Source organism: Streptomyces sp. NPDC006552, assembly GCF_040611655.1.
GTDB lineage: Bacteria > Actinomycetota > Actinomycetes > Streptomycetales > Streptomycetaceae > Streptomyces.
Map to the genome: position 1 here is coordinate 1 of NZ_JBEXOS010000088.1, position 23,625 is coordinate 23,625.

General features: G+C 72.3%; 16 protein-coding genes. 5 read left to right on the top strand and 11 right to left on the bottom strand.

The window, feature by feature from the left end; genetic code table 11:
* From ABZY33_RS32845 to hrcA, 6 genes are all read right to left on the bottom strand, one after another.
* The coding region (locus ABZY33_RS32845; protein ID WP_356495361.1) for a PDZ domain-containing protein at positions 1-3,083 on the bottom strand (3,083 nt) is incomplete at its 3' end.
* A 59-nt stretch (positions 3,084-3,142) separates the two neighbouring features.
* Complete coding sequence (locus tag ABZY33_RS32850; protein ID WP_356495362.1) at positions 3,143-3,757, bottom strand: hypothetical protein; 615 nt, start codon at positions 3,755-3,757, stop codon at positions 3,143-3,145.
* A gap of 71 nt (positions 3,758-3,828) precedes the next feature.
* Positions 3,829-4,575 (bottom strand): 16S rRNA (uracil(1498)-N(3))-methyltransferase, encoded by a 747-nt coding sequence (locus tag ABZY33_RS32855; RefSeq protein ID WP_356495363.1) that lies wholly within the window; start codon positions 4,573-4,575, stop codon positions 3,829-3,831.
* Entirely contained in the window at positions 4,572-5,645 is a 1,074-nt protein-coding gene (locus tag ABZY33_RS32860) for a nitronate monooxygenase (protein ID WP_356495364.1), read from the bottom strand. The genes ABZY33_RS32855 and ABZY33_RS32860 overlap by 4 nt, the downstream gene beginning before the upstream one ends.
* A 91-nt stretch (positions 5,646-5,736) precedes the next feature.
* Positions 5,737-6,873, bottom strand: a complete 1,137-nt coding sequence (gene dnaJ / locus ABZY33_RS32865; protein WP_356495365.1) for a molecular chaperone DnaJ — start codon at positions 6,871-6,873, stop codon at positions 5,737-5,739.
* On the bottom strand, positions 6,874-7,890 hold the full coding sequence (hrcA, locus tag ABZY33_RS32870; RefSeq protein WP_356495366.1) for a heat-inducible transcriptional repressor HrcA: 1,017 nt from the start codon (positions 7,888-7,890) through the stop codon (positions 6,874-6,876).
* Between the two features lie 141 nt (positions 7,891-8,031).
* Between hrcA and ABZY33_RS32875 the strand changes: the two genes are divergently transcribed.
* Together ABZY33_RS32875 and ABZY33_RS32880 are read left to right on the top strand one after the other, a co-directional pair.
* A complete protein-coding gene (locus ABZY33_RS32875; RefSeq protein WP_356495367.1) occupies positions 8,032-8,772 on the top strand; it encodes an MBL fold metallo-hydrolase in 741 nt (246 codons plus the stop codon).
* A 34-nt stretch (positions 8,773-8,806) separates the two neighbouring features.
* Positions 8,807-9,631: a DUF3097 domain-containing protein gene (locus tag ABZY33_RS32880; protein WP_356495368.1), complete on the top strand. Its 825-nt coding sequence runs from the start codon at positions 8,807-8,809 to the stop codon at positions 9,629-9,631.
* Positions 9,632-9,739: 108 nt separating this feature from the next.
* Here the strand turns inward: ABZY33_RS32880 and hemW are convergent, their stop codons facing one another.
* Both hemW and ABZY33_RS32890 read right to left on the bottom strand, forming a co-directional pair.
* Positions 9,740-10,972, bottom strand: coding sequence for a radical SAM family heme chaperone HemW (gene hemW / locus ABZY33_RS32885; RefSeq protein ID WP_356495369.1), 1,233 nt, complete (start codon positions 10,970-10,972; stop codon positions 9,740-9,742).
* A 27-nt stretch (positions 10,973-10,999) separates the two neighbouring features.
* A complete protein-coding gene (locus tag ABZY33_RS32890) occupies positions 11,000-12,922 on the bottom strand; it encodes a SpoIIE family protein phosphatase (protein ID WP_356495374.1) in 1,923 nt (640 codons plus the stop codon).
* A 149-nt stretch (positions 12,923-13,071) separates the two neighbouring features.
* On the opposite strand from ABZY33_RS32890, the gene ABZY33_RS32895 reads away from it, so the two are divergent.
* Both ABZY33_RS32895 and ABZY33_RS32900 read left to right on the top strand, forming a co-directional pair.
* A complete protein-coding gene (locus ABZY33_RS32895; RefSeq protein ID WP_356495370.1) occupies positions 13,072-17,217 on the top strand; it encodes a HAMP domain-containing protein in 4,146 nt (1,381 codons plus the stop codon).
* A gap of 9 nt (positions 17,218-17,226) precedes the next feature.
* Entirely contained in the window at positions 17,227-17,808 is a 582-nt protein-coding gene (locus ABZY33_RS32900; RefSeq protein WP_356495371.1) for a response regulator, read from the top strand.
* A 22-nt stretch (positions 17,809-17,830) separates the two neighbouring features.
* On the opposite strand, the gene ABZY33_RS32905 is transcribed toward ABZY33_RS32900, so the two are convergent.
* Positions 17,831-19,720, bottom strand: coding sequence for a long-chain fatty acid--CoA ligase (locus ABZY33_RS32905; RefSeq protein WP_356495372.1), 1,890 nt, complete (start codon positions 19,718-19,720; stop codon positions 17,831-17,833).
* 258 nt (positions 19,721-19,978) lie between these two features.
* Positions 19,979-21,850 (bottom strand): translation elongation factor 4, encoded by a 1,872-nt coding sequence (lepA, locus tag ABZY33_RS32910; protein ID WP_356495373.1) that lies wholly within the window; start codon positions 21,848-21,850, stop codon positions 19,979-19,981.
* Positions 21,851-22,072: 222 nt separating this feature from the next.
* Here lepA and rpsT point away from each other — a divergent pair, with 222 nt between their 5' ends.
* Positions 22,073-22,339, top strand: coding sequence for a 30S ribosomal protein S20 (gene rpsT / locus ABZY33_RS32915; RefSeq protein WP_324772209.1), 267 nt, complete (start codon positions 22,073-22,075; stop codon positions 22,337-22,339).
* 323 nt (positions 22,340-22,662) lie between these two features.
* Here the strand turns inward: rpsT and holA are convergent, their stop codons facing one another.
* The gene (gene holA / locus ABZY33_RS32920) at positions 22,663-23,601 is read right to left on the bottom strand and encodes a DNA polymerase III subunit delta (protein ID WP_356495375.1); all 939 of its coding nucleotides are present in this window, start codon (positions 23,599-23,601) and stop codon (positions 22,663-22,665) included.
* Positions 23,602-23,625: the final 24 nt, after the last annotated feature.

Genomic DNA, 23,625 nt, shown 5'->3' on the forward strand with positions numbered 1-23,625 from the left:
CCATGGTTCTCGACGCCCCACCCGGAACCCTCCAGCCACGTCGCGTACTTCGGCTGGGTCACCAGCGTCCCGTCCACCAGGCGGTACCGGCTGTCGATCCCGATGACGCCGCCCCAGGTGCGCACGCCCACTACGGGCCCGATCCCGAGCGCCTTGATCGCGGCGCTGACGATGTCGCCGTCGGAGCCGGAGAACTCGTTGCAGACGGCGACCACGGGTCCCCGCGGCGCGTCCATCGGGTAGCTGAAGGGGCGGCTGTCGCGCGGTACGTCCCACCCGACGACGCGCCGGGCCAGCTTCTCCACGACGAGCTGGGAGGTGTGACCGCCGCGGTTCTCGCGGACGTCGACGACGAGGCCCTCGCGGGCGACCTCCACGCTGAGGTCGCGGTGGATCTGCGCCCAGCCGGGCGCCTGCATGTCGGGCACGTGCAGATAGCCGAGCCGCCCGCCGGACCGCTCGTGGACGTAGCCGCGCCGGCCGGCGACCCACGCGTGGTAGCGCAGCGGTTCCTCGTCGGCGACCGGCACCACGACCACGTGCCGCGGCTCGCCGCCCCCGGCGGGCTCCACGGTCAGCTCGACGGGCTTGCCCGCGGTGCCCACGAGCAGCGGGCCGGGGCCGGTCACCGGGTCGACGACCCGCCCGCCCACCGCCACGACCGCGTCGCCGGCGCGCACCGCGACGCCGGGCGCGGCGAGCGGGGAGCGGGCACGCGGGTCGGAGGTCTCGGAGGGCAGCACCCGGTCCACCCGCCAGCGCGGCGCGCCCCGCGGTCCGTCCTGGTGCCGGGAGAGGTCGGCCCCGAGCAGCCCCTGGCGGCGTCCGGCGGGAGCGCCCCGGCCGGCGGGGACGACGTAGGCGTGCGAGGTGCCCAGTTCGCCCTGGACCTCCCAGAGCAGGTCGACGAGGTCGTCGTGGGTGGCGACCCGGTCGAGCAGGGGGCGGTAGCGCTCCAGTACGCCGGTCCAGTCGACGCCGTTCATGTCGGGGCGCCAGAAGTTGTCGCGCATCAGGCGGCCGGTCTCGTCGTACATCTGGCGCCATTCGGCGGCCGGGTCGACGCTCTGGCTGATCCGGGCCAGGTCGACGGTGATGTGCGTGTCGCTGTCGTCGTCGTGCGAGGGGCGCCGGTCGCTCGGGACGACCTTGAGCGCCTCGCCGGACCACAGCAGCACCCGCTTGCCGTCGCCGGTGACCTCGAAGTGGTCGGCGTCGGCGCCGAGTTCCTCGATGCGCTGCTGGACGAGGTCGTACCGTTCGAGCCGGGCCTTCGGGTCGGGATCGGCGCGGTCCGCCCGCGAGTCGCCGAGCACGCCGCGCACCGGGTGCCGCAGCCACAGCACGCCGTCCCTGGCAGTGCGCAGCGTCGAGTACCGGGCGGCCTCGACGGGGAACGGCACGATGCGGTCGGCGAGGCCCTCCAGGTCGACGCGGGTGGTGGGGACGCCCTCGCTGTCGGGCGTCCCGGCGGCCGGGGCGGCGGCCGGCTCGAACGGCCGCCCGTGGCGCTGCGGGCCGAACGGGGACGGGGTGGTCGCGGCCAGCGCCAGCAGATGGGGCCGCGAGCCGCTGACGAACGCGAGGTCGAAGGCGTGCTCGTCGTAGACGGGGTCGAAGGAGCGGGCCGACAGGAACGCCAGGTGCTTGCCGTCGAGGGTGAAGGCGGGCGCGTAGTCGCGGAAGCGCAGCGGGGTCGCCTCGGTGACGGCGAGGTCTGCGGTGTTGGCGAGCTTGAGCCGGCGCAGGCCGTGCGGTCCCGGGTGGGACCAGGCGAGCCACGCCGAGTCGGGCGAGAAGGCGAGCCCGGTGGCGTGCCCGTCCTCGCTGCGGTCCACCTCGCGTACGTCGCCGGTGTCGCGCTCGACGAGCAGGACGCGGCCGTCGTGCGCGGCGACGGCGACCCGCCCGCCGTCCGGCGCGACGGAGAGGCCGAGGACGCGGCCGAACCGCCCGGCGCCGATCCGGCGCGGGGCGGCGCCCGGTGCGGCCCCGGTGGCGGGCGCGAACTCCAGCGCGTCGTCGCCCTCGGCGTCGGTCACCCACACCACGTGCTCCTCGCCGTCGGCGCGGAACGTGTGCGGGAGCCGGGCCCGTACGCCCGGCTCGGCGGCGAGCGCGCGGGCGGGCCCGGCGCGGTGGGTCACCCAGTGCACGGCACCGCGGACGGCGACCGCGCTGCCGCGCCCGGTGCGGTCGGGCGAGGCGGACCCGAACCAGCGGGCCGCGTCCACCGGACGCGGCCGCGTCCGGACGCGCTGCCCGCCGAGCCGCACATCGACGCGGCGCGGTTCGGCCGTGTCCAGGTCGTCGAGGAGCCACAGCTCGCCGCCGCTCGCGTACACGGTGCGGGCGCCGTCGGTGGCGGCGTGCCGGGCGTAGAACGCGTCCCCGACGGGGGTGTGCCGGCGCAGCCGCGAGCCGTCCGCCAGGGACGAGTAGAGCGCGCCGACGCCCTCGTGGTCGGAGAGGAACGCCACGCGCTCCCCCACCCAGAGCGGGTGTTCGATGTTCCCGTCGAGTCCCTCGTGCAGCCGGACGAAGTCGCCGCCGCCGTCGCGGTCGATCCACAGCTTTCCCGCGGTGCCGCCCCGGTACCGCTTCCAGTGGGCGGCCTCCCGGCCCATCGACGCGGAGAGCAGGACGACGGCGCAGTCCGGCCCGTACGCGATGCCGCTCACCGGTCCGTAGGGCAGCGGCTCGGCGGGGCCGCCGTCCAGCGGCAGGGCGTGGGCCCAGTTGCGGCGCAGCGACGCCTGGCCGTGCGAGGTGGTGGCGAGGACGCGCCCGTCGGGCGTCCAGCCGCGCACGGTGGTGGTCCAGCTCCCCCAGTACGTCAGGCGTGCGGCGGGGCCGCCGTCGACCGGGGCGGTGTGCACCTCGGGTGCGCCGTCGCGCCGTGACGTCCAGGCGACGGTCGTGCCGTCCGGGGAGAGACGGGGGTGGCTCACCGGTACGTCGTCGGCGCTGACGCGCCAGGCGCGGCCGCCGTCGACCGGCGCGGCCCACACGTCGTCCTCTGCGGTGAAGACCACCAGCTCGCCGTGGAGGTGGGGAAAGCGGAGGTAGGCAGGATTCGTCACTCCGTCACCCTAGGTTTGCGCAGGCCGCGCGTCAGCCTTTCGATCGTTTCGTACGTGGCTCATTTCCCTTGGAAGCAGGAGCAGTTGGGCTCGGGCGCGTGGACCGTGACGGTCCGCGTCACGGTCTGCGTGGCGCCCGGCCGCGGCGTGTGGTGCGCGGGCGCGGCCGGGGACCTGTGCCCGCTCTCGTGCGGCGTGGGGCCGTCCGGTGTGTACGTGGTCGTGGGCGTAGCGGCGCAGTTGCCGAGGACCTGGAGCCGGAACCGGACCTTCTTGTCGACCCGCGCGGTCAGCGTGCCGCGCACGCACTTGCCGGAGACGACGCCGTGCACCCGCCCCTTGACGGTGATGTCCTTGCCGTTCCGGGTCCGGCCGTGACAGTCCACGTTCACCTCGCCCGGCGCCGTGCGGGACGAGGGGCGGGACGACGCGGTGGACGCGCCGCTGTAGGTGGCGACACAGCTCAGCCAGGCGACGTCCGCGTGGATCCGGTCCAGTTCCCGCGTGGCCTGCGCGTCGGTGGTGGCGGCGACCGTGACCGTGTCGAGCCGGCCGTCGACGGGCCGGCACGCGACGGCCCCGGCGGCCAGGGCGGCGACGGCGCCGCCCACGGCCAGCGCCCGTCCGGTCCGTGCCCGTCGCGCGCCCCTGCGGATCCACCCTGTGTCCCCCATGTCCGGCAGGATGCCACTGCCGCGGGTACGCCGATAGGGCCGTTGCGGCCACTGTGCGGGGGCGGCGGCGCTCAGCCCCAGCGGCCGGTGCGGCCCAGCAGCAGCGCCACCGCCGCCGTGCCGGCCGTCGACGTCCGCAGCACGCTGCGTCCGAGCCGGAAGGGCCGCGCCCCGGCCTGCGCGAAGACCGCCAGCTCCTCCGGCGACACCCCGCCCTCGGGACCCACCACGAGCACGATCTCGCCGTCCGCCGGGAGCGGCGCGGAGGCCAGCGCGGCGCTCGCCGCGTCCCGGTCCTCGTGCAGGACGGCCGCCAGCCGCGCCCCGGCGAGCAGCGTCGCGACCTCCTTGGTGGAGGCCGCCTGCGCGACCTCGGGGAAGCGGACCCGGCGCGACTGCTTGCCGGCCTCGCGGGCGGTGGCCCGCCACTTGTTCAGCGCCTTGGTCCCGCGCTCACCGCGCCACTGCGTGATGCACCGGGACGCCGCCCACGGCACGATCGCGTCGACGCCCGTCTCGGTCATGGTCTCCACGGCCAGCTCCCCGCGGTCACCCTTGGGCAGCGCCTGCACCACGGTGATCCGGGGCCGCTCCACGGGTTCGGTGCGCACCGGCCCGGCCTCGACGACGAGGCGGTCCTTGCCCTCGGCGGCGGTGACGACGCCTTCGCTCCACGTCCCGTGCCCGTCGGTCAGGACGAGGGACTCGCCCGCCCGCAGCCGCTTGACGGAGACGGCGTGCCGCCCCTCGGGGCCGTCCAGTACGTAGCTGCACCCGTCCGGCACCGGGCCCTCGACCACGAACACCGGCGCGGTCACGCGGCACCGCGCTGTCCGAGCGTGGCCTTGGCGGCGACGAGTTCGGCGGCGAGGACCTCGACGAGCTGCCCGGCGGGCAGCTCCCGGGCCAGCCGGTGGCCCTGCCCCGCCCACAGCGCCATGGCCTGCGGGTCACCCGCCTTGGCGGCCGCCTTGCGCAGCGGTGACGTCATGTGGTGGATCTCCGGGTAGGCGGCGGGCGCGTACGGCCCGTGCTCGCGCAGGAAGCGGTTGACGAGGCCGCGCGCGGGCCGCCCGGAGAACGCCCGGGTCAGCTCGGTCCTGGTGAAGAGCGGGTCGGTCAGGGCCTGCTTGTGCGGGGCGGGCGCGCCGGACTCGGGCGTCACGAGGAACGCCGTCCCCAGCTGGGCCAGGTCGGCGCCCGCGGCGAGCACGGCGGCGATCTGCGCGCCGCGCATGATGCCGCCGGCCGCGATGATCGGCAGCCGGACCGCCTCGCGGACCTGCGCGATGAGCGCCAGCAGTCCGACGCCGCTGCCGTCGGCCTCGGGGTTGTCCCGGTGTGTGCCCTGGTGGCCGCCGGCCTCGATGCCCTGGACGCAGACGGCGTCCGCGCCGGACCGCTGGGCGGCGAGCGCCTCCTCCACGGTGGTCACGGTGACGGCGGTGAACGTGCCCACACCGCGCAGCGCCTCGGTCACCGCGGGAGTGGGGCAGCCGAACGTGAAGGTGACCAGCGCCACCGGGTCGTCGAGGAGGATGGCGAGCTTGGCGTCGTAGCCGTCGTCGCGTCCGCCGTCGGGGTCGCCGAGCGGGGTCTGGTACCAGCCGGCCTCACCGGCGAGCTGGTGGCGGTAGACGTCGACCGCGGCCGGGTCCGCGTACTCCGGCTGCGGCAGGAACAGGTTGACGCCGAACGGGCGGCCGGTCAGCGCGCGGACCTGCTTGATCTCCTCGTACATCCCGTCGGCCGTCTTGTACCCGGCGGCGAGGAACCCGAGGCCGCCCGCCTCGGAGACGGCGGCGACGAGCGCGGGACAGGACGCGCCGCCCGCCATGGGGGCCTGCACGATCAAACAGGGGCAGAGATCTGTCAGCGCGAGGGGCATGAGCGCATCGTGCCACGGACGCGTCGGACGGCCGAATCGGCTGTTCCGCCTGGCATGTGCCACCCCGGACGGGGTGGCACACCCTCAGACCTCACCGCCCGTTGAACGCGTCCTTCAACCGCGAGAACAACCCCTGCTGCCCCGGCTGGAACTGGCCCGTGGGGCGCTCCTCGCCGCGCAGCTTGGCCAGCTCGCGCAGGAGCCGCTCCTGCTCCGGTTCGAGCTTCTGTGGGGTCATGACCTCGACGTGCACGATGAGGTCGCCCCGGCCGCCGCCGCGCAGATGCGTGATGCCGCGCCCGTGCAGCGGGACCGACTGGCCGGACTGCGTGCCCGGCCGGATGTCGACCTCCTCCATGCCGTCGAGCGTCTCCAGCGGCACCTTCGTGCCGAGGGCCGCCGCCGTCATCGGGATGGTCACCGTGCAGTGCAGGTCGTCGCCGCGCCGCTGGAAGACGGCGTGCGGCAGCTCGTGGATCTCGACGTACAGGTCACCGGCGGGGCCGCCGCCGGGGCCGACCTCGCCCTCGCCCGCGAGCTGGATCCGCGTGCCGTTGTCCACACCGGCCGGGATCTTCACCGTCAGCGTGCGCCGCGACCGGATGCGGCCGTCGCCGGCGCACTCGGGGCAGGGCGTCGGCACGACGGTGCCGAACCCCTGGCACTGCGGGCACGGCCGGCTCGTCATGACCTGGCCGAGGAAGGAGCGCGTGACCTGGGAGACCTCGCCGCGCCCGCGACACATGTCGCAGGTCTGGGCAGAGGTACCGGGAGCCGCGCCCTCACCGCTACAGGTCGTACAGACCACAGCCGTGTCGACCTGGAGGTCCTTGGTGGTGCCGAAGGCGGCCTCGTCCAGCTCGATCTCGAGCCGGATCATGGCGTCCTGGCCGCGGCGCGTGCGCGAGCGGGGCCCGCGCTGCGACGCGGTTCCGAAGAACGCGTCCATGATGTCCGAGAAGTTCCCGAACCCACCGGCGCCGAAGCCTCCGGCGCCGCCTCCGCCGGCCCCCGACAGGGGGTCGCCCCCGAGGTCGTAGACCTGCTTCTTCTGCGGGTCGGAGAGCACCTCGTAGGCGGCGTTGATCTCCTTGAACCGCTCCTGCGTCTTCGGGTCCGGATTCACGTCCGGGTGAAGTTCACGAGCGAGCCTTCGAAAGGCCTTCTTGATCTCGTCCTGGGAAGCGTCGCGGCGCACGCCGAGTACGGCGTAGTAGTCCGTGGCCACTTACGACTCCGCCAGGATCTGTCCGACGTAACGTGCCACTGCGCGTACTGCTCCCATCGTTCCCGGGTAATCCATGCGGGTCGGGCCGACCACGCCGAGCTTGGCAACTGCCTCGCCGCCCGAACCGTAGCCGACCGACACGACGGACGTGGAGTTGAGTCCCTCGTGGGCGTTCTCGTGACCGATCCGTACGGCCATGCCCGAATCACCCACCTCACCAAGCAACTTGAGGAGCACGACCTGCTCCTCGAGGGCCTCCAGCACGGGCCGGATGGTGAGGGGAAAGTCATGTCCGAAGCGGGTGAGATTGGCGGTGCCGCCGATCATCAGCCGCTCCTCGGTCTCCTCGACGAGCGTCTCCAGCAACGTGGAGAGCACCGTCGTGACCGTGCCGCGGTCCTCCGCCTCGAAGGCCTCGGCCAGGTCCTGCACCAGCTGCGGCACGTCGGCGAAGCGGCGGCCCGCGACCCGGCTGTTGAGCCGGGCCCGCAGATCCGCCACGGACGATTCGCCGAACGGCGCCGGGCAGTCGATCATCCGCTGCTCCACGCGCCCGGTGTCCGTGATCAGTACGAGCATCAGGCGGGCGGGTGCGAGCGAGAGCAGCTCGACATGGCGCACGGTGGACCGGGTCAGGGACGGGTACTGGACGACCGCGACCTGCCGCGTCAGCTGCGCGAGCAGCCGCACGGTCCGTCCGACGACGTCGTCGAGGTCGACGGCGCCCTCCAGGAAGTTCTGGATGGCGCGCCGCTCCGGCCCGGTCATCGGCTTCACCGCGGTGAGCTTGTCGACGAAGAGGCGGTAGCCCTTGTCGGTGGGGATGCGCCCGGCGCTGGTGTGCGGCTGGGCGATGAACCCCTCGTCCTCCAGGGCGGCCATGTCGTTGCGCACGGTCGCCGGGGAGACGCCGAGGCTGTGCCGCTCGGTCAGCGCCTTGGAGCCGACGGGCTCCTCGGTGCCGACGTAGTCCTGGACGATGGCGCGCAGCACTTCGAGCCTGCGTTCACTGAGCATCGGCGCACACCTCCAGCAACTGTCCCTGATCGTTCTCGTGATCGTTCCGGTTCTGGCACTCGCTGCGCGCGAGTGCCAGTCGTCCCCGGCTCAGTGTACGGCCGGTGGGTACGGGCCCGGCAAGGCCGCTAGCTTCGGGGGATGCGAGTCATCGACTGGACGGCGTCCGGATGGGAAGAACTGGCGCCGCATGTGGGGCGAATCCGGCTGCCCGGCTGGGACTGTACGACCGGGCTGGTCGCGGGCGAGGACGCGGCCCTGCTGATCGACACCGGATCTTCACTGCGGGAGGGCGCCCGGCTGCGCGCGGACACGCGCCGCCTGCTGGGCCCGGACCGGAGGGTGACGCACATCGCGCTGACTCATCCGCACTTCGACCACGTCTTCGGCACGGCGGCCTTCGCGGGCGTCGAGGTCTACGGGGCCGCGGGCATCGACACCGTCTTCGCGGGCGGCGGCGCGGACGCGCTGCGCGCCGATGCCGTACGTCACGGCCTCGACCCCGATCTCGCGGGCGAGGCAGCGGATCTCCTGGTCACCCCGGGCCACCGGGTGTGCGGCGAGCGCACCCTCGACCTGGGCGGCGGCGTCCGGGTGCTGCTGGCGAACGTCGGCCCCGGGCACACCGGTCACGACCTCGCGGTCCTGGTCTCCGCGCCCTCGGGGCCGGAGATCGCCTTCTGCGGGGACCTGGTCGAGGAGTCGGGCGAACCCCAGGCGGGGCCGGACGCGGCCCCGCAGCGGTGGCCGGCCGCGCTGGACCGGCTGCTGGCGCTCGGCGGCGAGGACGCGCGCTACGTCCCGGGCCACGGTTCGGCGGTGAATGCGGCGTTTGTCCACGAGCAGCGCGCCACACTGGCGGGCCGCTCCGGCGTGTCGTAGGCGGCGCCCCCGGGCTTCTCTTATCGTCTGCCGAATGCGCCAGTACTCTGCCGACCTGACTCCTCCCTGGAAGCGGAACCGGTCCGTGCCCGAGGTCCCGGCGGAGCCGGACCTCGTCGTGGAGGAGGTCACCACGGGGTTCTGCGGCGCGGTCGTGCGCGTGGAGAAGACCGCGCAGGGGCCGACGGTGACCTTGGAGGACCGGTTCGGCAAGCACCGCGCGTTCCCGATGGAGCCGCGCGGCTTCCTGCTGGAGGGCAAGGTCGTCACGCTGGTCCGCCCCGCGGCCGGCGGCCCGGTCCGCCCCACCCGCACGGCGTCCGGTTCGCTCGCGGTGCCCGGCGCCCGCGCGCGCGTGGCCCGGGCGGGCCGCATCTACGTGGAGGGCAAGCACGACGCCCAGCTCATCGAACGGGTCTGGGGCGACGACCTGCGCATCGAGGGCGTGGCCGTGGAGTTCCTGGAGGGCGTCGACGACCTCCCGGCGATCGTGGCGGAGTTCGCCCCGGGCCCCGACGCGCGCCTGGGCGTCCTCGTCGACCACCTGGTCCCCGGTACGAAGGAGTGGCGCATCGCCCAGTCGGTGACGAGCGCCGACGCGCTGGTGGTCGGCCACCCGTACATCGACATCTGGGAGGCGGTGAAGCCGTCCTCGGTGGGCATCCGGGCCTGGCCCCGGGTCCCGCACGGCCAGGACTGGAAGACGGGCGTGTGCCGCGCCCTGGGCTGGCGCGTGGCGAACACGGGCGAGGCCTGGCAGCACATCCTGTCCCGGGTCCACTCCTACAGGGACCTGGAACCCGAACTCCTCGGCAAGGTGGAGGAACTGATCGACTTCGTGACGGCCCCAGAGATCTGAAGCCCCGCCAGGGGCGCGGGGAACTGCGCGCCCAGCCCCCACCGGGGCCGCACCCGCCCCGGACCGGCACCCCTGCGGAGCCAGGGCGCACCCGCGCGATCGACCCGCTCAGTCGACGAGGTCCCGCACGACCCCGTCGGCCAGCAACCGCCCCCGCAGGGTCAGCACGGCCCGCCCCTCCCCGAAGGGCCCGGCCTCCAACAGCCCGGCGTCCAGCGCCTTCCGGGCCGCGACGGCACCCTCGGGCTTGAGCAACGACAGCGGACACCCGTCGCGGAGCCGCAGCTCCAGCAGGATCCGCTCGACCCGCCGGTCCTCGTCCGCCAGGACTTCCCGTCCCGCCCCCGGCGACCTCCCCGCGGCCAGCGCGGCGGCATACGCGCCGGGGTGCTTCACGTTCCACCAGCGCACCCCGCCCACGTGCGAGTGCGCCCCGGGCCCGGCGCCCCACCAGTCGGCCCCGCGCCAGTACAGCTCGTTGTGCAGGCAGCGGGCCGCGTCGGAGGTCGCCCAGTTCGACACCTCGTACCAGGAGAAGCCCGCCGCCGCCATCGTCTCGTCGGCGATCAGGTACCGGTCCGCATGCACGTCGTCGTCGGTCATCGGCACCTCGCCGCGCCGGATGCGCCGGGCGAGCTGCGTGCCCTCCTCGACGATCAGCGCGTACGCCGAGACGTGGTCGGGGCCGGCCGCGAGGGCCGCGTCGAGCGAGGCCCGCCAGTCGTCGTCGCTCTCGCCGGGCGTGCCGTAGATCAGGTCCAGGTTCACGTGCTCGAAGCCGGCCGCCCGCGCCTCGGCGACGCAGGCCTCGGGCCGGCCGGGCGTGTGGGTACGGTCGAGTACCTTCAGCACGTGCTGCCGGGCGCTCTGCATGCCGAACGAGATCCGGTTGAAGCCCCCGGCCCGCAGCTCCGCGAGGTAGGCCGGGTCCACCGACTCGGGGTTGGCCTCGGTCGTCACCTCCGCGTCGTCCGCGAGCCCGAACTCCTCGCGGACCGCCGCCAGCATCCGGACGAGATCGGCGGCGGCCAGCAGCGTCGGCGTCCCGCCCCCGACGAACACCGTCCGCACCGGGCGGGGGTCGTCGCCCAGCACCTTGCGGGCGAGGCGGACCTCCTCGGTCAGCGTCTGCGCGTAGTTGTCACGGGAGGCGAGCACGCCGCCGGTGCCGCGCAGCTCGGTCGCCGTGTACGTGTTGAAGTCGCAGTAGCCGCAGCGCGTGGCGCAGTACGGGACGTGCAGGTAGAAACCGAGGGGCCGGGCGGCGGCGCCGGTGAGCGCGGAGGCGGGCAGCGACCCGTCGTCGGGCACGGGCTCACCGTCGGGGAGTGCGGAAGGCATGCCCCCATTGTCCCGCCTCCCGGACCCTCACAGCGCCTGGAGGACGAGCAGCGCCAGATCGTCGTCGGGCGGGCCGTCCGCGAAGGAGTGCACCAGGCGCCGGATCCGCTCGGCCACCAGCTGGGCGGTGAGCCCGGCGCACCCGGCGAAGGCGTGCGCGAGCCCGTCGTCGTCGTCGAACTGGCGGCGGCCGCGGCGGCGCTCGGTCACCCCGTCCGTGACGCACAGCAGCGTGTCCCCCCGCAGCAGCTCGAACGTCTCGCTCGTGTACCCGGTGTCCTCGACGACGCCGAGCAGTACCTGCGGCAGGGCCGCCGAGACGACGTCGCCGCCCGGCCGCATCAGCAGCGGCAGCGGATGGCCGGCGGAGGCGAGGGTGCAGCTGACGCCCGTGCCGTCCGCGGCGGGGGTCAGCTCGCCGTAGAGGAGGGAGAGGAAGCGGGAGCTGGAGCCCTCCGACGGGATGCCCTGGCCGCCGGCGGCGGCGAGGGCGCGGGCCGCGGCGTCGGCGGCCTCGGTGGCGTCGTCGAGCAGCAGCCGGTTGAGCCGGTCCAGGACCTGGGCCACCGGGTACCCCTCGCGGGCGAGCAGCCGCAGCCAGGGCCGGACGAGCCCGATGACGACGGCGGCCTCGGGCCCCTTGCCCTGGATGTCCCCGAGGGCGAAGCACCAGCGGCCGTCGCCGGCGGGGAAGACGTCGTAGAAGTCGCCGCCGGGGCCGCCCGCCTCCTTCGGCTCGTAGACGAGGGCGCTCTGCATGCCGGGGATCTCGGCGATGCCGGTGGGCAGCAGGCCGCGCTGGAGGATGCGGCTGATGGTGGCCTGCCGGGTGAAGCGGCGGGCGGCGCTGACGGCCAGGGCGACCCGGCGGCAGAAGTCCTCGACGAGGCCGGTGATCTCGTCGGGGAAGCGGAGCAGGCCGCCGCGGCCGATGAGGAGGATGCCGAGGCTGCGGCCGCCGACCATGAGCCGGTAGGCGAGCGCGGCGCCGGACTCCTCCGGTCCGGTGTCGCCCCGCGGCTCGAAGGGCCAGGACACGGGGGCGGCCGCGGTCCGCACGGAGCCGGGCAGCCGCGGCGGCTCCTTCTCCAGGATCCGGCGCAGCTCCTCGGTGCGGTTCTCGTGGCCGTGCCAGACGCGGGCGAGCCGGGGCGCGGGCATCGGGTCGGTGCCGCCGCGCAGATCGTGGTCGGCGGTGCCGGGCAGGCCGCGGCCCTCCTCGTCGTAGAACCAGATCGCGCACCAGTCGGCGAGCCGGGGCACGAGGAGCTGGCCGACGAGTGCGGCGACCATGTCCTCGTCGAGCTGGCCGGCGAGGAGGTCGGAGGCCTCGGCGAGGAAGGAGAGCGCGCCGCGGTTGATCCACTCCCGGTCCTGCGGCACCCGTCCGGGCAGGGGCGCGAGGAGGTCGCCCGCGTGCAGGCCGCGCTCCAGGGCGCGCACGGCGGACCGCACGCTTGGCTCGCCCGGGTCCTCGTCGCTCCCGTCGCTCTCGTCGGCCGGCAGCCGGGCCCAGACCGTCTTGGTGCCGGGGCGGTAGGTGATGCCCCACGCGTGGGCGAGGGAGGCGACGAGGTGGAGGCCGCGGCCGGACTCGGGGGTCTCGGCGGGGCGGGAGGCGCCCCGGCTGCGCACGGCGCGGGCCGGGTGGTGGTCGGTGACCTCGATGACGACGCCGGCGGGGGTGCCGTCGGCGGCGGCCGGATCGAGGCGGCAGAGCAGGTCGACGGTGGTGCCTGCGTGCACCACGGCGTTGGTCACCAGCTCGCTCAGGGCGACGACGGAGTCGTCCGCGAGGCGGCCGGCGAGGGCGGCGGAGCCCGGCAGCGCCCGTACGGTCCAGTCGGCGAACGCGGCGCGCACGAAGCGCCGGGCGGCCGCGGGCGCGAGCGGGTCCCCCGGCAGCGAGGTACGGACCTGGGCCGGTCCGGCGTGCGGATCGTCCCTCACGTCCCCGTCGCTGAAGGTGGTTTCCCGCTGGATAGGAATGGGCCCCACGTTCGGCTCCTGAGCAGTTCGGCCAAAGACGCCTCAGGCGACAGGAACAGAGTGACAGACTGGCCATGCCCATAAGCACCGAGTTACCGAAGTCGGCCGCCATGAGTGAGAACAGTGCTATGCGTGTGCATCAGGACGGGCCGGAAAGCGCTGTCGTCCGCCCCCCGGACCTCCGCCCGCTGCTCGCCGCCCTCTCGGCGGCGCGGGACGGGAACTTCACCCGGCTCCCCGACGGCGGGGAGGGCATGGTCGGTGAGCTGGCGGCGGTCTTCAACCAGCTGATCGACCGCAGTGTGCATTACAACGCCGAACTCACCCGGGTCCGCCGGGAGATCGTCCGGCACGGCCGGCTCGACGAGCGGCTGGAGGCGAGCCCGGGGCAGGGTGCCTGGGCGACCCGTATCCATGACGTCAACACCATCATCGGCGCGCTCGTCGCTCCGGCGGCCAACGCCACGCGCGTGCTGGACGCGGTGGCCGGCGGCGATCTGACCCAGCGCGTCGACCTGCACGACGGCAACCGGCAGCTCCGGGGGGACCTGCGCAGACTGGGCCGTGCCGTCAACAAGATGGTGGACCAGCTCTCCCTGTTCACCGGTGAGGTGACCCGGGTGGCCCGCGAGGTCGGCACCGAGGGGCGGCTCGGCGGCCGCGCCAAGGCGCAGGGGCTCTCCGGCAGCTGGCGGGACGTGACCGAGGCCGTCAACACGATGGCGTCCCGGCTCACGGCCCAGGTGCGCGACATCGCCCTGGTGACGACGGCGGTGGCGCGCGGCGACCTGACGCGCACCGTCACGATCGAGGCGACCGGCGAGCTGCTCGAACTGAAGCTGACGGTCAACACGATGGTCGACCAGCTCTCCGCCTTCGCCGACGAGGTCACCCGCGTCGCCCGTGAAGTCGGCACGGAAGGCCAGCTGGGCGGCCGCGCCCAGGTCCGCGGCGTCTCCGGCGTCTGGAAGGACCTCACCGACAACGTCAACTTCATGGCGTCGAATCTCACCTCCCAGGTCCGCAACATCGCGCAGGTCACCACCGCCGTGGCCAACGGCGACCTGAGCCAGAAGATCACCGTCGACGCCAAGGGCGAGATCCTGGAGCTGAAGTCGACGATCAACACGATGGTCGACCAGCTCTCCGCCTTCGCCGACGAGGTCACCCGCGTCGCCCGTGAAGTCGGCACGGAAGGCCAGCTGGGCGGCCGCGCCCAGGTCCGCGGCGTCTCCGGCGTCTGGAAGGACCTCACCGACAACGTCAACTTCATGGCGGACAACCTGACCTCGCAGGTCCGCAACATCGCCCTGGTCTCCACGGCGGTGGCCCAGGGCGACCTCGGCAAGAAGATCACGGTCGAGGCCAAGGGCGAGATCCTGGAGCTGAAGTCGACGATCAACACGATGGTCGACCAGCTCTCCGCCTTCGCCGACGAGGTCACCCGCGTCGCCCGCGAGGTCGGCACCGAGGGGAACCTCGGCGGTCAGGCCCAGGTCCGCGGCGTCGCCGGGGTGTGGAACGACCTCACCGCGAACGTCAACTTCATGGCCTCGAACCTCACCTCCCAGGTGCGCAACATCGCGCAGGTCACCACGGCCGTGGCGCAGGGCGACCTGTCCAAGAAGATCTCCGTCGACGCGCGCGGCGAGATCCTGGAGCTGAAGGACACCGTCAACACGATGGTGGAGCAGTTGCGCGGCTTCGCCGACGAGGTCACGCGTGTGGCCCGCGAGGTCGGCACGGACGGCCGGCTCGGCGGGCGCGCGACGGTGCACGGCGTCTCCGGCGTGTGGAAGGACCTGACCGACAACGTCAACTACATGGCGGACAACCTCACCTCGCAGGTCCGCAACATCGCGCAGGTCGCCACGGCGGTGGCGCAGGGCGACCTCTCCAAGAAGATCGACGTCGACGCGCGCGGCGAGATCCTGGAACTGAAGACGACCATCAACACGATGGTGGACACCCTGTCGTCCTTCTCCTCCGAGGTCACCCGCGTGGCCCGCGAGGTGGGTTCGGAGGGCCGGCTCGGTGGTCAGGCGCGGGTCGAGGGCGTGTACGGCACCTGGAAGCGCCTGACGACGAACGTGAACGAGCTGGCGTCGAACCTGACGACACAGGTTCGCGCCATCGCCGAGGTCGCGTCCGCGGTGACGCAGGGTGACATGTCGCGCTCCATCGCGGTGGAGACGCAGGGCGAGGTCGCGGAGCTGAAGGACAACATCAACCTGATGGTGGCCAACCTTCGCGAGACGACCCGCGCGAAGGACTGGCTGGAGTCGAACCTGGCGCGGCTCGCGGCCCTGATGCAGGGCCACCGGGACCTCATGGAGGTGGCGGACCTGATCCTGCGCGAGCTGACCCCGCTGGTGAACGCGCAGTACGGCGCCTTCTTCCTGGCCGAGCCGGACGAGGGCGACACCCCGATCCGCACCTCGATCCCGACCAAGGGGCTCGCGTACATCGCGGGGTACGGCTCGGCGGCGGCGCTCGTCGTCGACACCGGCGGCATGCCGGTGCACGGCCTGGTCCGGCAGGCGGCCCTGGAGAAGAAGCGCATCCTGGTGGAGGAGGCGCCGCCGGACTACATCAAGATCAACAGCGGTCTCGGGGAGGCCGCTCCCGCCTCCGTCGTCATCATCCCGATCCTCTTCGAGGACAAGCTGCTCGGCGTCATCGAGCTGGCGTCCTTCTCCCGCTTCTCCGATGTCCACCTGGCCTTCTTCGACCAGTTCGTGAACACGATCGGCGTCGCGATCAACACCATCATCGCCAACTCCCGTACCGAGTCCCTGCTCGGCGAGTCCCAGCGCCTGGCCACCCAGCTCCAGGAGCGTTCGGACGAACTCCAGCGCCAGCAGGGCGAGTTGCAGCGCTCGAACGCGGAGCTGGAGGAGAAGGCCGCCCTGCTGGCGACCAGCTCCCAGTACAAGTCGGAGTTCCTCGCGAACATGTCGCACGAGCTGCGCACCCCGCTCAACTCGCTGCTCATCCTGGCCCGGCTGCTCTCCGACAACCCGGACGGCCACCTGAACGACCAGGAGGTCCAGTTCGCGACGACCATCCACCGCTCGGGGTCGGATCTGCTCCAGCTCATCAACGACATCCTCGACCTGTCGAAGATCGAGGCGGGCCGGATGGACGTACGCCCCAAGAAGCTCCCCCTCATCAAGCTGCTCGACTACGTCCACGCCACGTTCCGGCCGCTCACCATCGACCGGGGGCTCGCCTTCGAGGTGACGGTCGGCGAGGACGTACCGCGCGAGGTCTTCTCCGACGAGCAGCGCCTCCAGCAGATCCTGCGCAACCTCCTGTCGAACGCGATCAAGTTCACCGCGAGCGGCGGGGTCGAGCTGCGCGTCAAGCGGGTCAAGGATCCGGAGCACCAGTTCGTGCGCGAGAGCGACGACCTGATCGCGTTCGCCGTCTCCGACACCGGCATCGGCATCGCCCGCGACAAACTCCCCGTCATCTTCGAGGCGTTCCAGCAGGCCGACGGCACCACCAACCGCAAGTACGGCGGCACGGGGCTCGGCCTGTCCATCAGCCGGGAGATCGCCGGGCTGCTCGGCGGCCGCATCATCGCCGAGAGCGAGCCGGGCGAGGGATCGACGTTCACGCTGTACGTGCCTGTCGTCTACCCCGGACACGAGCCGTCGCCCGACCAGGCGGGGGCGGGCCCGGCCCCGCTGGTGCCGGCACAGCAGGACGAGCCCGCGGACGCGTACCCGGTCCACGAGCAGGAGGACAACTGGCCCACGCCGAACAGGCTGGAGCGGTGGACGACCGGGCTCGCGGGGCAGGTGCTGCCGGGCCGCCGCGTACTGATCGTCGACGACGACATCCGCAACGTCTTCGCGCTGACGCACGTACTCGGCCGCGTGGGGATGCCCGTGCTGTATGCGGAGAACGGGCGGGAGGGCATCGAGACCCTGGAGCGCAGCCCGGACGTCGAACTCGTCCTGATGGACATCATGATGCCGGAGATGGACGGCTATGAGACGATCTCCGTCATTCGCGGGACCCCGCGGTGGGCGGGGCTGCCGATCGTGGCCCTGACCGCCAAGGCCATGCCCGGCGACCGCGAGAAGTCGATCGCCAAGGGGGCCAACGACTACGTGCCCAAGCCGGTCGACGTCGATCAGCTGCTCACCGTCGTGTGCGGCCTCCTGGCCCCCGGGGCCGGCGAGGCGACCGCAGCACACGGGCGGGAGGACGAACACGCGCCCGTCGCCCCGCCGACCATTGAATGAGGGACCGGCATGACCACTCCCATGCTCACTTCGGATCAGCAGGCGAGCATCCTTCTCGTGGACGACATGGAGGACAATCTCGTCGCCCTGGAAGCCGTCCTCGGATCGCTGAACGAGCCGCTGGTCAGGGCCCGTTCGGGGGAGGAGGCGATGAAGGCGCTGCTGCGCCGGCGGTTCGCCGTCGTCCTGCTCGACATCCGCATGCCGGGCATGGACGGGTTCGAGACGGCGACGAACATCAAGCGCCTGGACCAGACGAAGGACGTGCCCATCATCTTTCTGACGGGCACGGACTCCGACGACGCCGGTTTCGCCTTCCGCGGCTACGCGACGGGCGCGGCCGACTACCTGACCAAGCCCTTCGACCCCTGGGTGCTGCGCGCCAAGGTGACGGTCTTCCTCGATCTGCACCGCAAGTCCCAGCAGCTGGAGCGGCTGCTCGCCCGGGAGAAGCAGCAGTTCGACGCGGTGACGGCCCGGCTGGCGTCGATCGAGCACCAGCTCGCGCAGGCACCCGACCCCGACGTGCGGGAGCTGCGCCACCACCTCACGCGGATGGAGGCGACGCTGCGCACGATGAGACGCCCCTGACCGGGGCGCCCCACGGCGTCGGTCAGCCTTCCCGGGACCCGGCGTACATCTCGTCGAGCAGCTCCTTGTACTCCCGCTCGACGACGGGCCGCTTCAGCTTGAGGCTGGGCGTCAGCTCACCGTGCTCCACGTCGAGGTCGCGCGGGAGCAGCTTGAACTTCTTGATGGTCTGCCAGCGCTGGAGCCCCTCGTTCAGCTCGCGCACATAGCCGTCGATGAGCGCGACCGTGGCGGGGTCGGCGACGACCTCGGCGTATGTGGTGCCCGTGAGCCCCTTCTCCTTGGCCCAGTCCATGATGGCGGGCTCGTCGAGGGCGATGAGCGCGGTGCAGAAGTTCCGGTTGGCGCCGTGCACCAGGATGTTGGAGAGGTACGGGCAGACCGCCTTGAACTGGCCCTCGACCTCGGCGGGCGCGATGTACTTGCCGCCCGACGTCTTGATGAGGTCCTTCTTGCGGTCGGTGATCCGCAGGTAGCCGTCGACGGACAGCTCCCCGATGTCCCCGGTGTGGAACCAGCCGTCGCTCTCCAGCACCTCGGCGGTCTTCTCGGGCAGCCGGTGGTAGCCCTCCATGATGCCGGGGCCGCGCATCAGGATCTCGCCGTCGTCGGCGATCCGCACCTCGGTGCCGGGCAGCGGCTTGCCGACCGTGCCGGTGCGGTACGCCTCGCCGGGGTTGACGAAGGACGCGGCCGAGGACTCGGTGAGGCCGTACCCCTCCAGGATGTGGACGCCCGCGCCGGCGAAGAAGTAGCCGATGTCGGGGGCGAGCGCGGCCGAGCCGGAGACGCAGGCGCGCAGCCGGCCGCCGAAGGCCTCGCGCAGCTTGCTGTAGACCAGCGCGTCGGCGACCTTGTGCTTCGAGGCGAGAGCGAACGGCACCGAGGCGACGCCCGTGCGGCGGAAGTTGTCCTGGCTGACCTTGGCGTACTCGCGGGCGACGCCGACCGCCCACTGGAAGATCTTGAACTTGGCGGCGCCGCCGGCCCGCGCCTTGGCCGCGACCCCGTTGTAGACCTTCTCGAAGATGCGCGGCACGGCGGCCATATACGTCGGCTGGACGACCGGCAGATTCTCGATGATCTTGTCGACGCGGCCGTCGACCGCCGTCACGTGCCCGACCTCGATCTGGCCGCTGGTCAGCACCTTGCCGAAGACGTGGGCGAGCGGCAGCCACAGGTACTGCACGTCCTCGCTGGTGATCAGCCCCGTCGCGACGGTGGCCTTGGCCATGTACGACCAGTTGTCGTGCGGCAGCCGCACGCCCTTGGGGCGGCCGGTGGTGCCGGAGGTGTAGATGAGGGTGGCGAGCTGTTCCTTGCGGATCGCCGCGACCCGCTCCGTGACGACGTCCGGGTTCTTCTCCAGGTACGCGGCGCCGCGCGCCTCCAGGTCCTCCAGAGTGAGCAGCCAGCCGTCGGGGTCGGCCGCGTCGGGCTCGACGCCGGTCGCGTCGATCACCACGACGTGGGCCAGCTCGGGCAGCTCGGAGCGGCGCTCGCGCGCCTTGGCGAGCTGCGCGGCGTCCTCGGCGACGAGCACCTTCGACTCGGAGTCCGCCAGGATGAACGCCGACTCCTCCGCGTTGGTCTGCGGATAGACGGTGGTGGTCGCCGCGCCCGCGCACATGATGCCGAGGTCGGCGAGGATCCACTCGACCCGGGTCGAGGAGGCGAGCGCCACCCGCTCCTCGGGCCGCAGCCCCAGCTCGACCAGGCCGGCGGCGATGGCGTGCACCCGCTCGGCGGCCTGGGCCCAGCTGAGGGACTTCCACTCCTCGGGGCCCGTCCCGGAGGGCGCGGGCACCGGGTAGCGGTAGGCCTCGGCATCCGGAGTGGCGGCCACGCGCTCCAGGAAGAGAGCCGCCACGGAGGGCGGCCGGTTCTCGATCAGGGTCTGTGTGTCGCTCACGACGTCCTCCGGGGCCCGCGACTGTTGAAACGCGGCTTGTTTAACTGGCGAGTAACCATTGAGCAGTGATCAGGGTAAAGCGCACCGGCCCGGCGCGTAAGGGGCACCGGGCTGTGACTTCCACGTGCGCGTCCCGCCGGGCCCGCCGCACACAGCACCCACACAAAAGCGGTGGGCCCGTCACGCCTGCGCGTGTGGGTCCCACCGCTTCCGTACGGCCGGGTGGCTGCTCCGCGCCTGATCAGCGCGGGCCCGGGATCACTTCTTGCTCTTGCCGCCACCGCTGTCGTCGCTGGAGAGCACCGCGATGAAGGCTTCCTGCGGCACCTCGACGGAGCCGACCATCTTCATCCGCTTCTTGCCCTCCTTCTGCTTCTCCAGGAGCTTGCGCTTACGGGAGATGTCACCGCCGTAGCACTTGGCGAGGACGTCCTTGCGGATGGCGCGGATCGTCTCGCGGGCGATGACGCGCGAGCCGATCGCCGCCTGCACCGGCACCTCGAAGGCCTGGCGCGGGATGAGCTCGCGCAGCTTGGCGACGAGCCGCACGCCGTAGGCGTACGCCTGGTCCTTGTGCGTGACCGCCGAGAAGGCGTCGACCTTGTCGCCGTGGAGCAGGATGTCGACCTTGACGAGCTGCGCGGACTGCTCGCCGGTGGGCTCGTAGTCCAGCGAGGCGTACCCGCGCGTCTTGGACTTCAGCTGGTCGAAGAAGTCGAAGACGATCTCGGCCAGCGGCAGCGTGTAGCGGATCTCGACGCGGTCCTCGGAGAGGTAGTCCATGCCGAGCAGCACACCGCGCCGGTTCTGGCACAGCTCCATGATCGAGCCGATGAACTCGCTCGGGGCCAGGATCGTGGCGCGTACGACGGGCTCGTACACCTCGTCGATCTTGCCCTCGGGGAACTCGCTCGGGTTGGTCACCGTGAACTCGGCGCCGTCCTCCATGATCACGCGGTAGACCACGTTCGGAGCGGTGGCGATGAGGTCGAGCCCGAACTCGCGCTCCAGGCGCTCGCGGATCACGTCGAGGTGGAGCAGGCCCAGGAAGCCGACGCGGAAGCCGAAGCCGAGCGCGGCGGAGGTCTCCGGCTCGTAGACGAGCGCGGCGTCGTTGAGCTGGAGCTTGTCCAAGGCCTCGCGCAGGTCCGGGTAGTCCGAGCCGTCCAGCGGGTACAGGCCCGAGAAGACCATCGGCCTCGGGTCCTTGTAGCCGCCCAGCGCCTCGGTCGCGCCCTTGTTCAGGGAGGTGATCGTGTCACCGACCTTGGACTGCCGGACGTCCTTGACGCCGGTGATGATGTAGCCCACCTCACCGACGCCGATGCCGTCGGCCGGGGTCATCTCCGGCGAGGAGACACCGATCTCGAGCAGCTCGTGCGTGGCGCCGGTCGACATCATCTTGATGCGCTCGCGCTTGTTGAGCTGGCCGTCCACGACACGGACGTAGGTGACGACACCGCGGTACGAGTCGTAGACCGAGTCGAAGATCATCGCGCGCGCCGGGGCGTCGGCGACGCCGACCGGCGACGGGATCTCGGCGACGACCTTGTCGAGCAGCGCCTCGACGCCCACGCCGGTCTTCGCGGAGACCTTGAGCACGTCGTCCGGGTCGCAGCCGATGAGGTTCGCCAGCTCCTCGGAGAACTTCTCGGGCTGCGCCGCCGGCAGGTCGATCTTGTTGAGCACCGGGACGATCTTGAGGTCGTTCTCCATCGCCAGGTAGAGGTTGGCGAGGGTCTGGGCCTCGATGCCCTGGGCGGCGTCGACGAGCAGGACGGTGCCCTCGCACGCGGCGAGCGAGCGCGAGACCTCGTACGTGAAGTCCACGTGGCCCGGGGTGTCGATCATGTTGAGGATGTGGGTACTGCCCTGATCGGGGCCCGCGGTGGGGGCCCAGGGCAACCGCACCGCCTGGGACTTGATCGTGATGCCGCGCTCGCGCTCGATGTCCATCCGGTCGAGGTACTGAGCACGCATCTGCCGCTGTTCGACCACTCCGGTCAGCTGGAGCATCCGGTCGGCGAGCGTGGACTTGCCGTGGTCGATGTGCGCGATGATGCAGAAATTGCGGAGCAGCGCCGGGTCGGTACGGCTCGGCTCGGGCACATGGTTAGGGATCGCGGGCACGCAGGGTCCTGTCTCTTGAGGCGCCTTATGCCTCGGGTCGGATCGATACGTAGCCTCCATGGTCCCACGGCCGGGACGCCGGTACCGGTTTGGGCCGGTGGGAGTAGGGCTGATACCGTGGGCAGCTGTGTCTCATGCCCTCTAAGCCGAGGCACACACTCAGTGAAAATCATCGGTACGGACCCTCACCGGCCCCGTGCCTGAACCTGCAAAGGCTCATTCGTGGCGAACATCAAGTCCCAGATCAAGCGGATCAAGACCAACGAGAAGGCCCGGCTGCGCAACAAGTCGGTCAAGTCCTCCCTGAAGACCGCGGTCCGCAAGGCCCGTGAGGCCGCTGCCGCGGGCGACGTCGAGAAGGCCACCGAGTACCAGCGCGCTGCCGCGCGTGAGCTCGACAAGGCCGTCTCGAAGGGCGTCATCCACAAGAACCAGGCCGCCAACAAGAAGTCGGCGCTTGCTTCCAAGGTTGCCGCGCTCAAGGGCTGATCTTTCTCTTCCCTTCCCGGATTCGACTCCGGGAGCTGATCCGACGCCGGAAGGACCCGGGCGGGCCCTCTCTCATCCGCCCCCGACCGGCACCCCGAGCCCGCACGCGACTGCGTTCGCCACGCGGGTGTGGGCTCACCACCTGCTTGTCCCGAAGCCCCGCCCTGATCTATAGGGCGGGGCTTCGTCTTTGTGTCAGGGGCTGCGTCTTTGCGTCCGGGGCTGCGTGCATCCAGCGCGGCGTGGACGGACGGACAGGCGTGCTGGCTGGCTGGCTGGCTGGCTGGCTGGCTGGCTGGCGTGGAACGGTAGCGGGCGGGGTTCTACTCCCGGCCTCGTGACCGCGCGGCCTGCGCGATCGTGACCACGGCCTTCTCCAACGCGTACTCCGGGTCGTCACCGCCGCCCTTCACCCCGGCGTCGGCCTCGGCCACGGCCCGCAACGCCACGGAGACCCCGTCCGGGGTCCACCCGCGCATCTGCTGCCGCACCCGGTCGATCTTCCACGGCGGCATCCCGAGCTCCCGCGCCAGATCCGCGGGCCGCCCCCCGCGCGCGGACGACAGCTTCCCGATGGCGCGCACGCCCTGCGCCAGGGCGCTGGTGATCAGCACGGGCGCGACCCCGGTCGACAACGACCACCGCAGGGCCTCCAGGGCCTCCGCGGCCCGCCCCTCCACGGCCCGGTCGGCCACGGTGAAGCTGGACGCCTCGGCGCGCCCCGTGTAGTACCGCCCGACGACGGCCTCGTCGATCGTGCCGTCGATGTCGGCGGCGAGCTGTGTCACGGCCGACGCCAGCTCCCGCAGATCACTGCCGATGGAGTCGACGAGCGCCTGGCAGGCCTCGGGGGTCGCGGACCTCCCGAGCGTGCGGAACTCCCCGCGCACGAAAGCCAGCCGGTCCGCCGGCTTCGTCATCTTCGGGCAGGCGACCTCCCGGGCACCGGCCTTGCGGGCGGCGTCGAGCAACCCCTTGCCCTTGGCGCCACCGGCGTGCAGCAGCACCAGGGTGATCTCCTCGGCCGGCGAGCCGAGGTACGCCTTGACGTCCTTGATGCTGTCCGCCGACAGATCCTGCGCGTTGCGGACGACGACGACCTTCCGCTCGGCGAACAGCGACGGGCTCGTCAGCTCGGCCAGTGTGCCGGGCTGCAACTGGTCGGAGGTGAGGTCGCGCACGTCGGTGTCGGCGTCGGCGGCGCGCGCCCCCGCCACCCCCACGCCCCCCCCCCCGGGGAGCAGCACAACCAACACGCACAGAAGGAGAGCGGCGGGGGGGGGAAG

What these genes read in the sequence shown, in the direction of transcription:
- ABZY33_RS32850 (WP_356495362.1), bottom strand. Translation starts at nt 3,757, where the DNA reads ATGGGGGACACAGGGTGGATCCGCAGGGGCGCGCGACGGGCACGGACC.
- ABZY33_RS32860 (WP_356495364.1), bottom strand. Translation starts at nt 5,645, where the DNA reads ATGCCCCTCGCGCTGACAGATCTCTGCCCCTGTTTGATCGTGCAGGCC.
- hrcA (WP_356495366.1), bottom strand. Translation starts at nt 7,890, where the DNA reads ATGCTCAGTGAACGCAGGCTCGAAGTGCTGCGCGCCATCGTCCAGGAC.
- ABZY33_RS32875 (WP_356495367.1), top strand. Translation starts at nt 8,032, where the DNA reads ATGCGAGTCATCGACTGGACGGCGTCCGGATGGGAAGAACTGGCGCCG.
- ABZY33_RS32880 (WP_356495368.1), top strand. Translation starts at nt 8,807, where the DNA reads ATGCGCCAGTACTCTGCCGACCTGACTCCTCCCTGGAAGCGGAACCGG.
- hemW (WP_356495369.1), bottom strand. Translation starts at nt 10,972, where the DNA reads ATGCCTTCCGCACTCCCCGACGGTGAGCCCGTGCCCGACGACGGGTCG.
- ABZY33_RS32895 (WP_356495370.1), top strand. Translation starts at nt 13,072, where the DNA reads ATGAGTGAGAACAGTGCTATGCGTGTGCATCAGGACGGGCCGGAAAGC.
- ABZY33_RS32900 (WP_356495371.1), top strand. Translation starts at nt 17,227, where the DNA reads ATGACCACTCCCATGCTCACTTCGGATCAGCAGGCGAGCATCCTTCTC.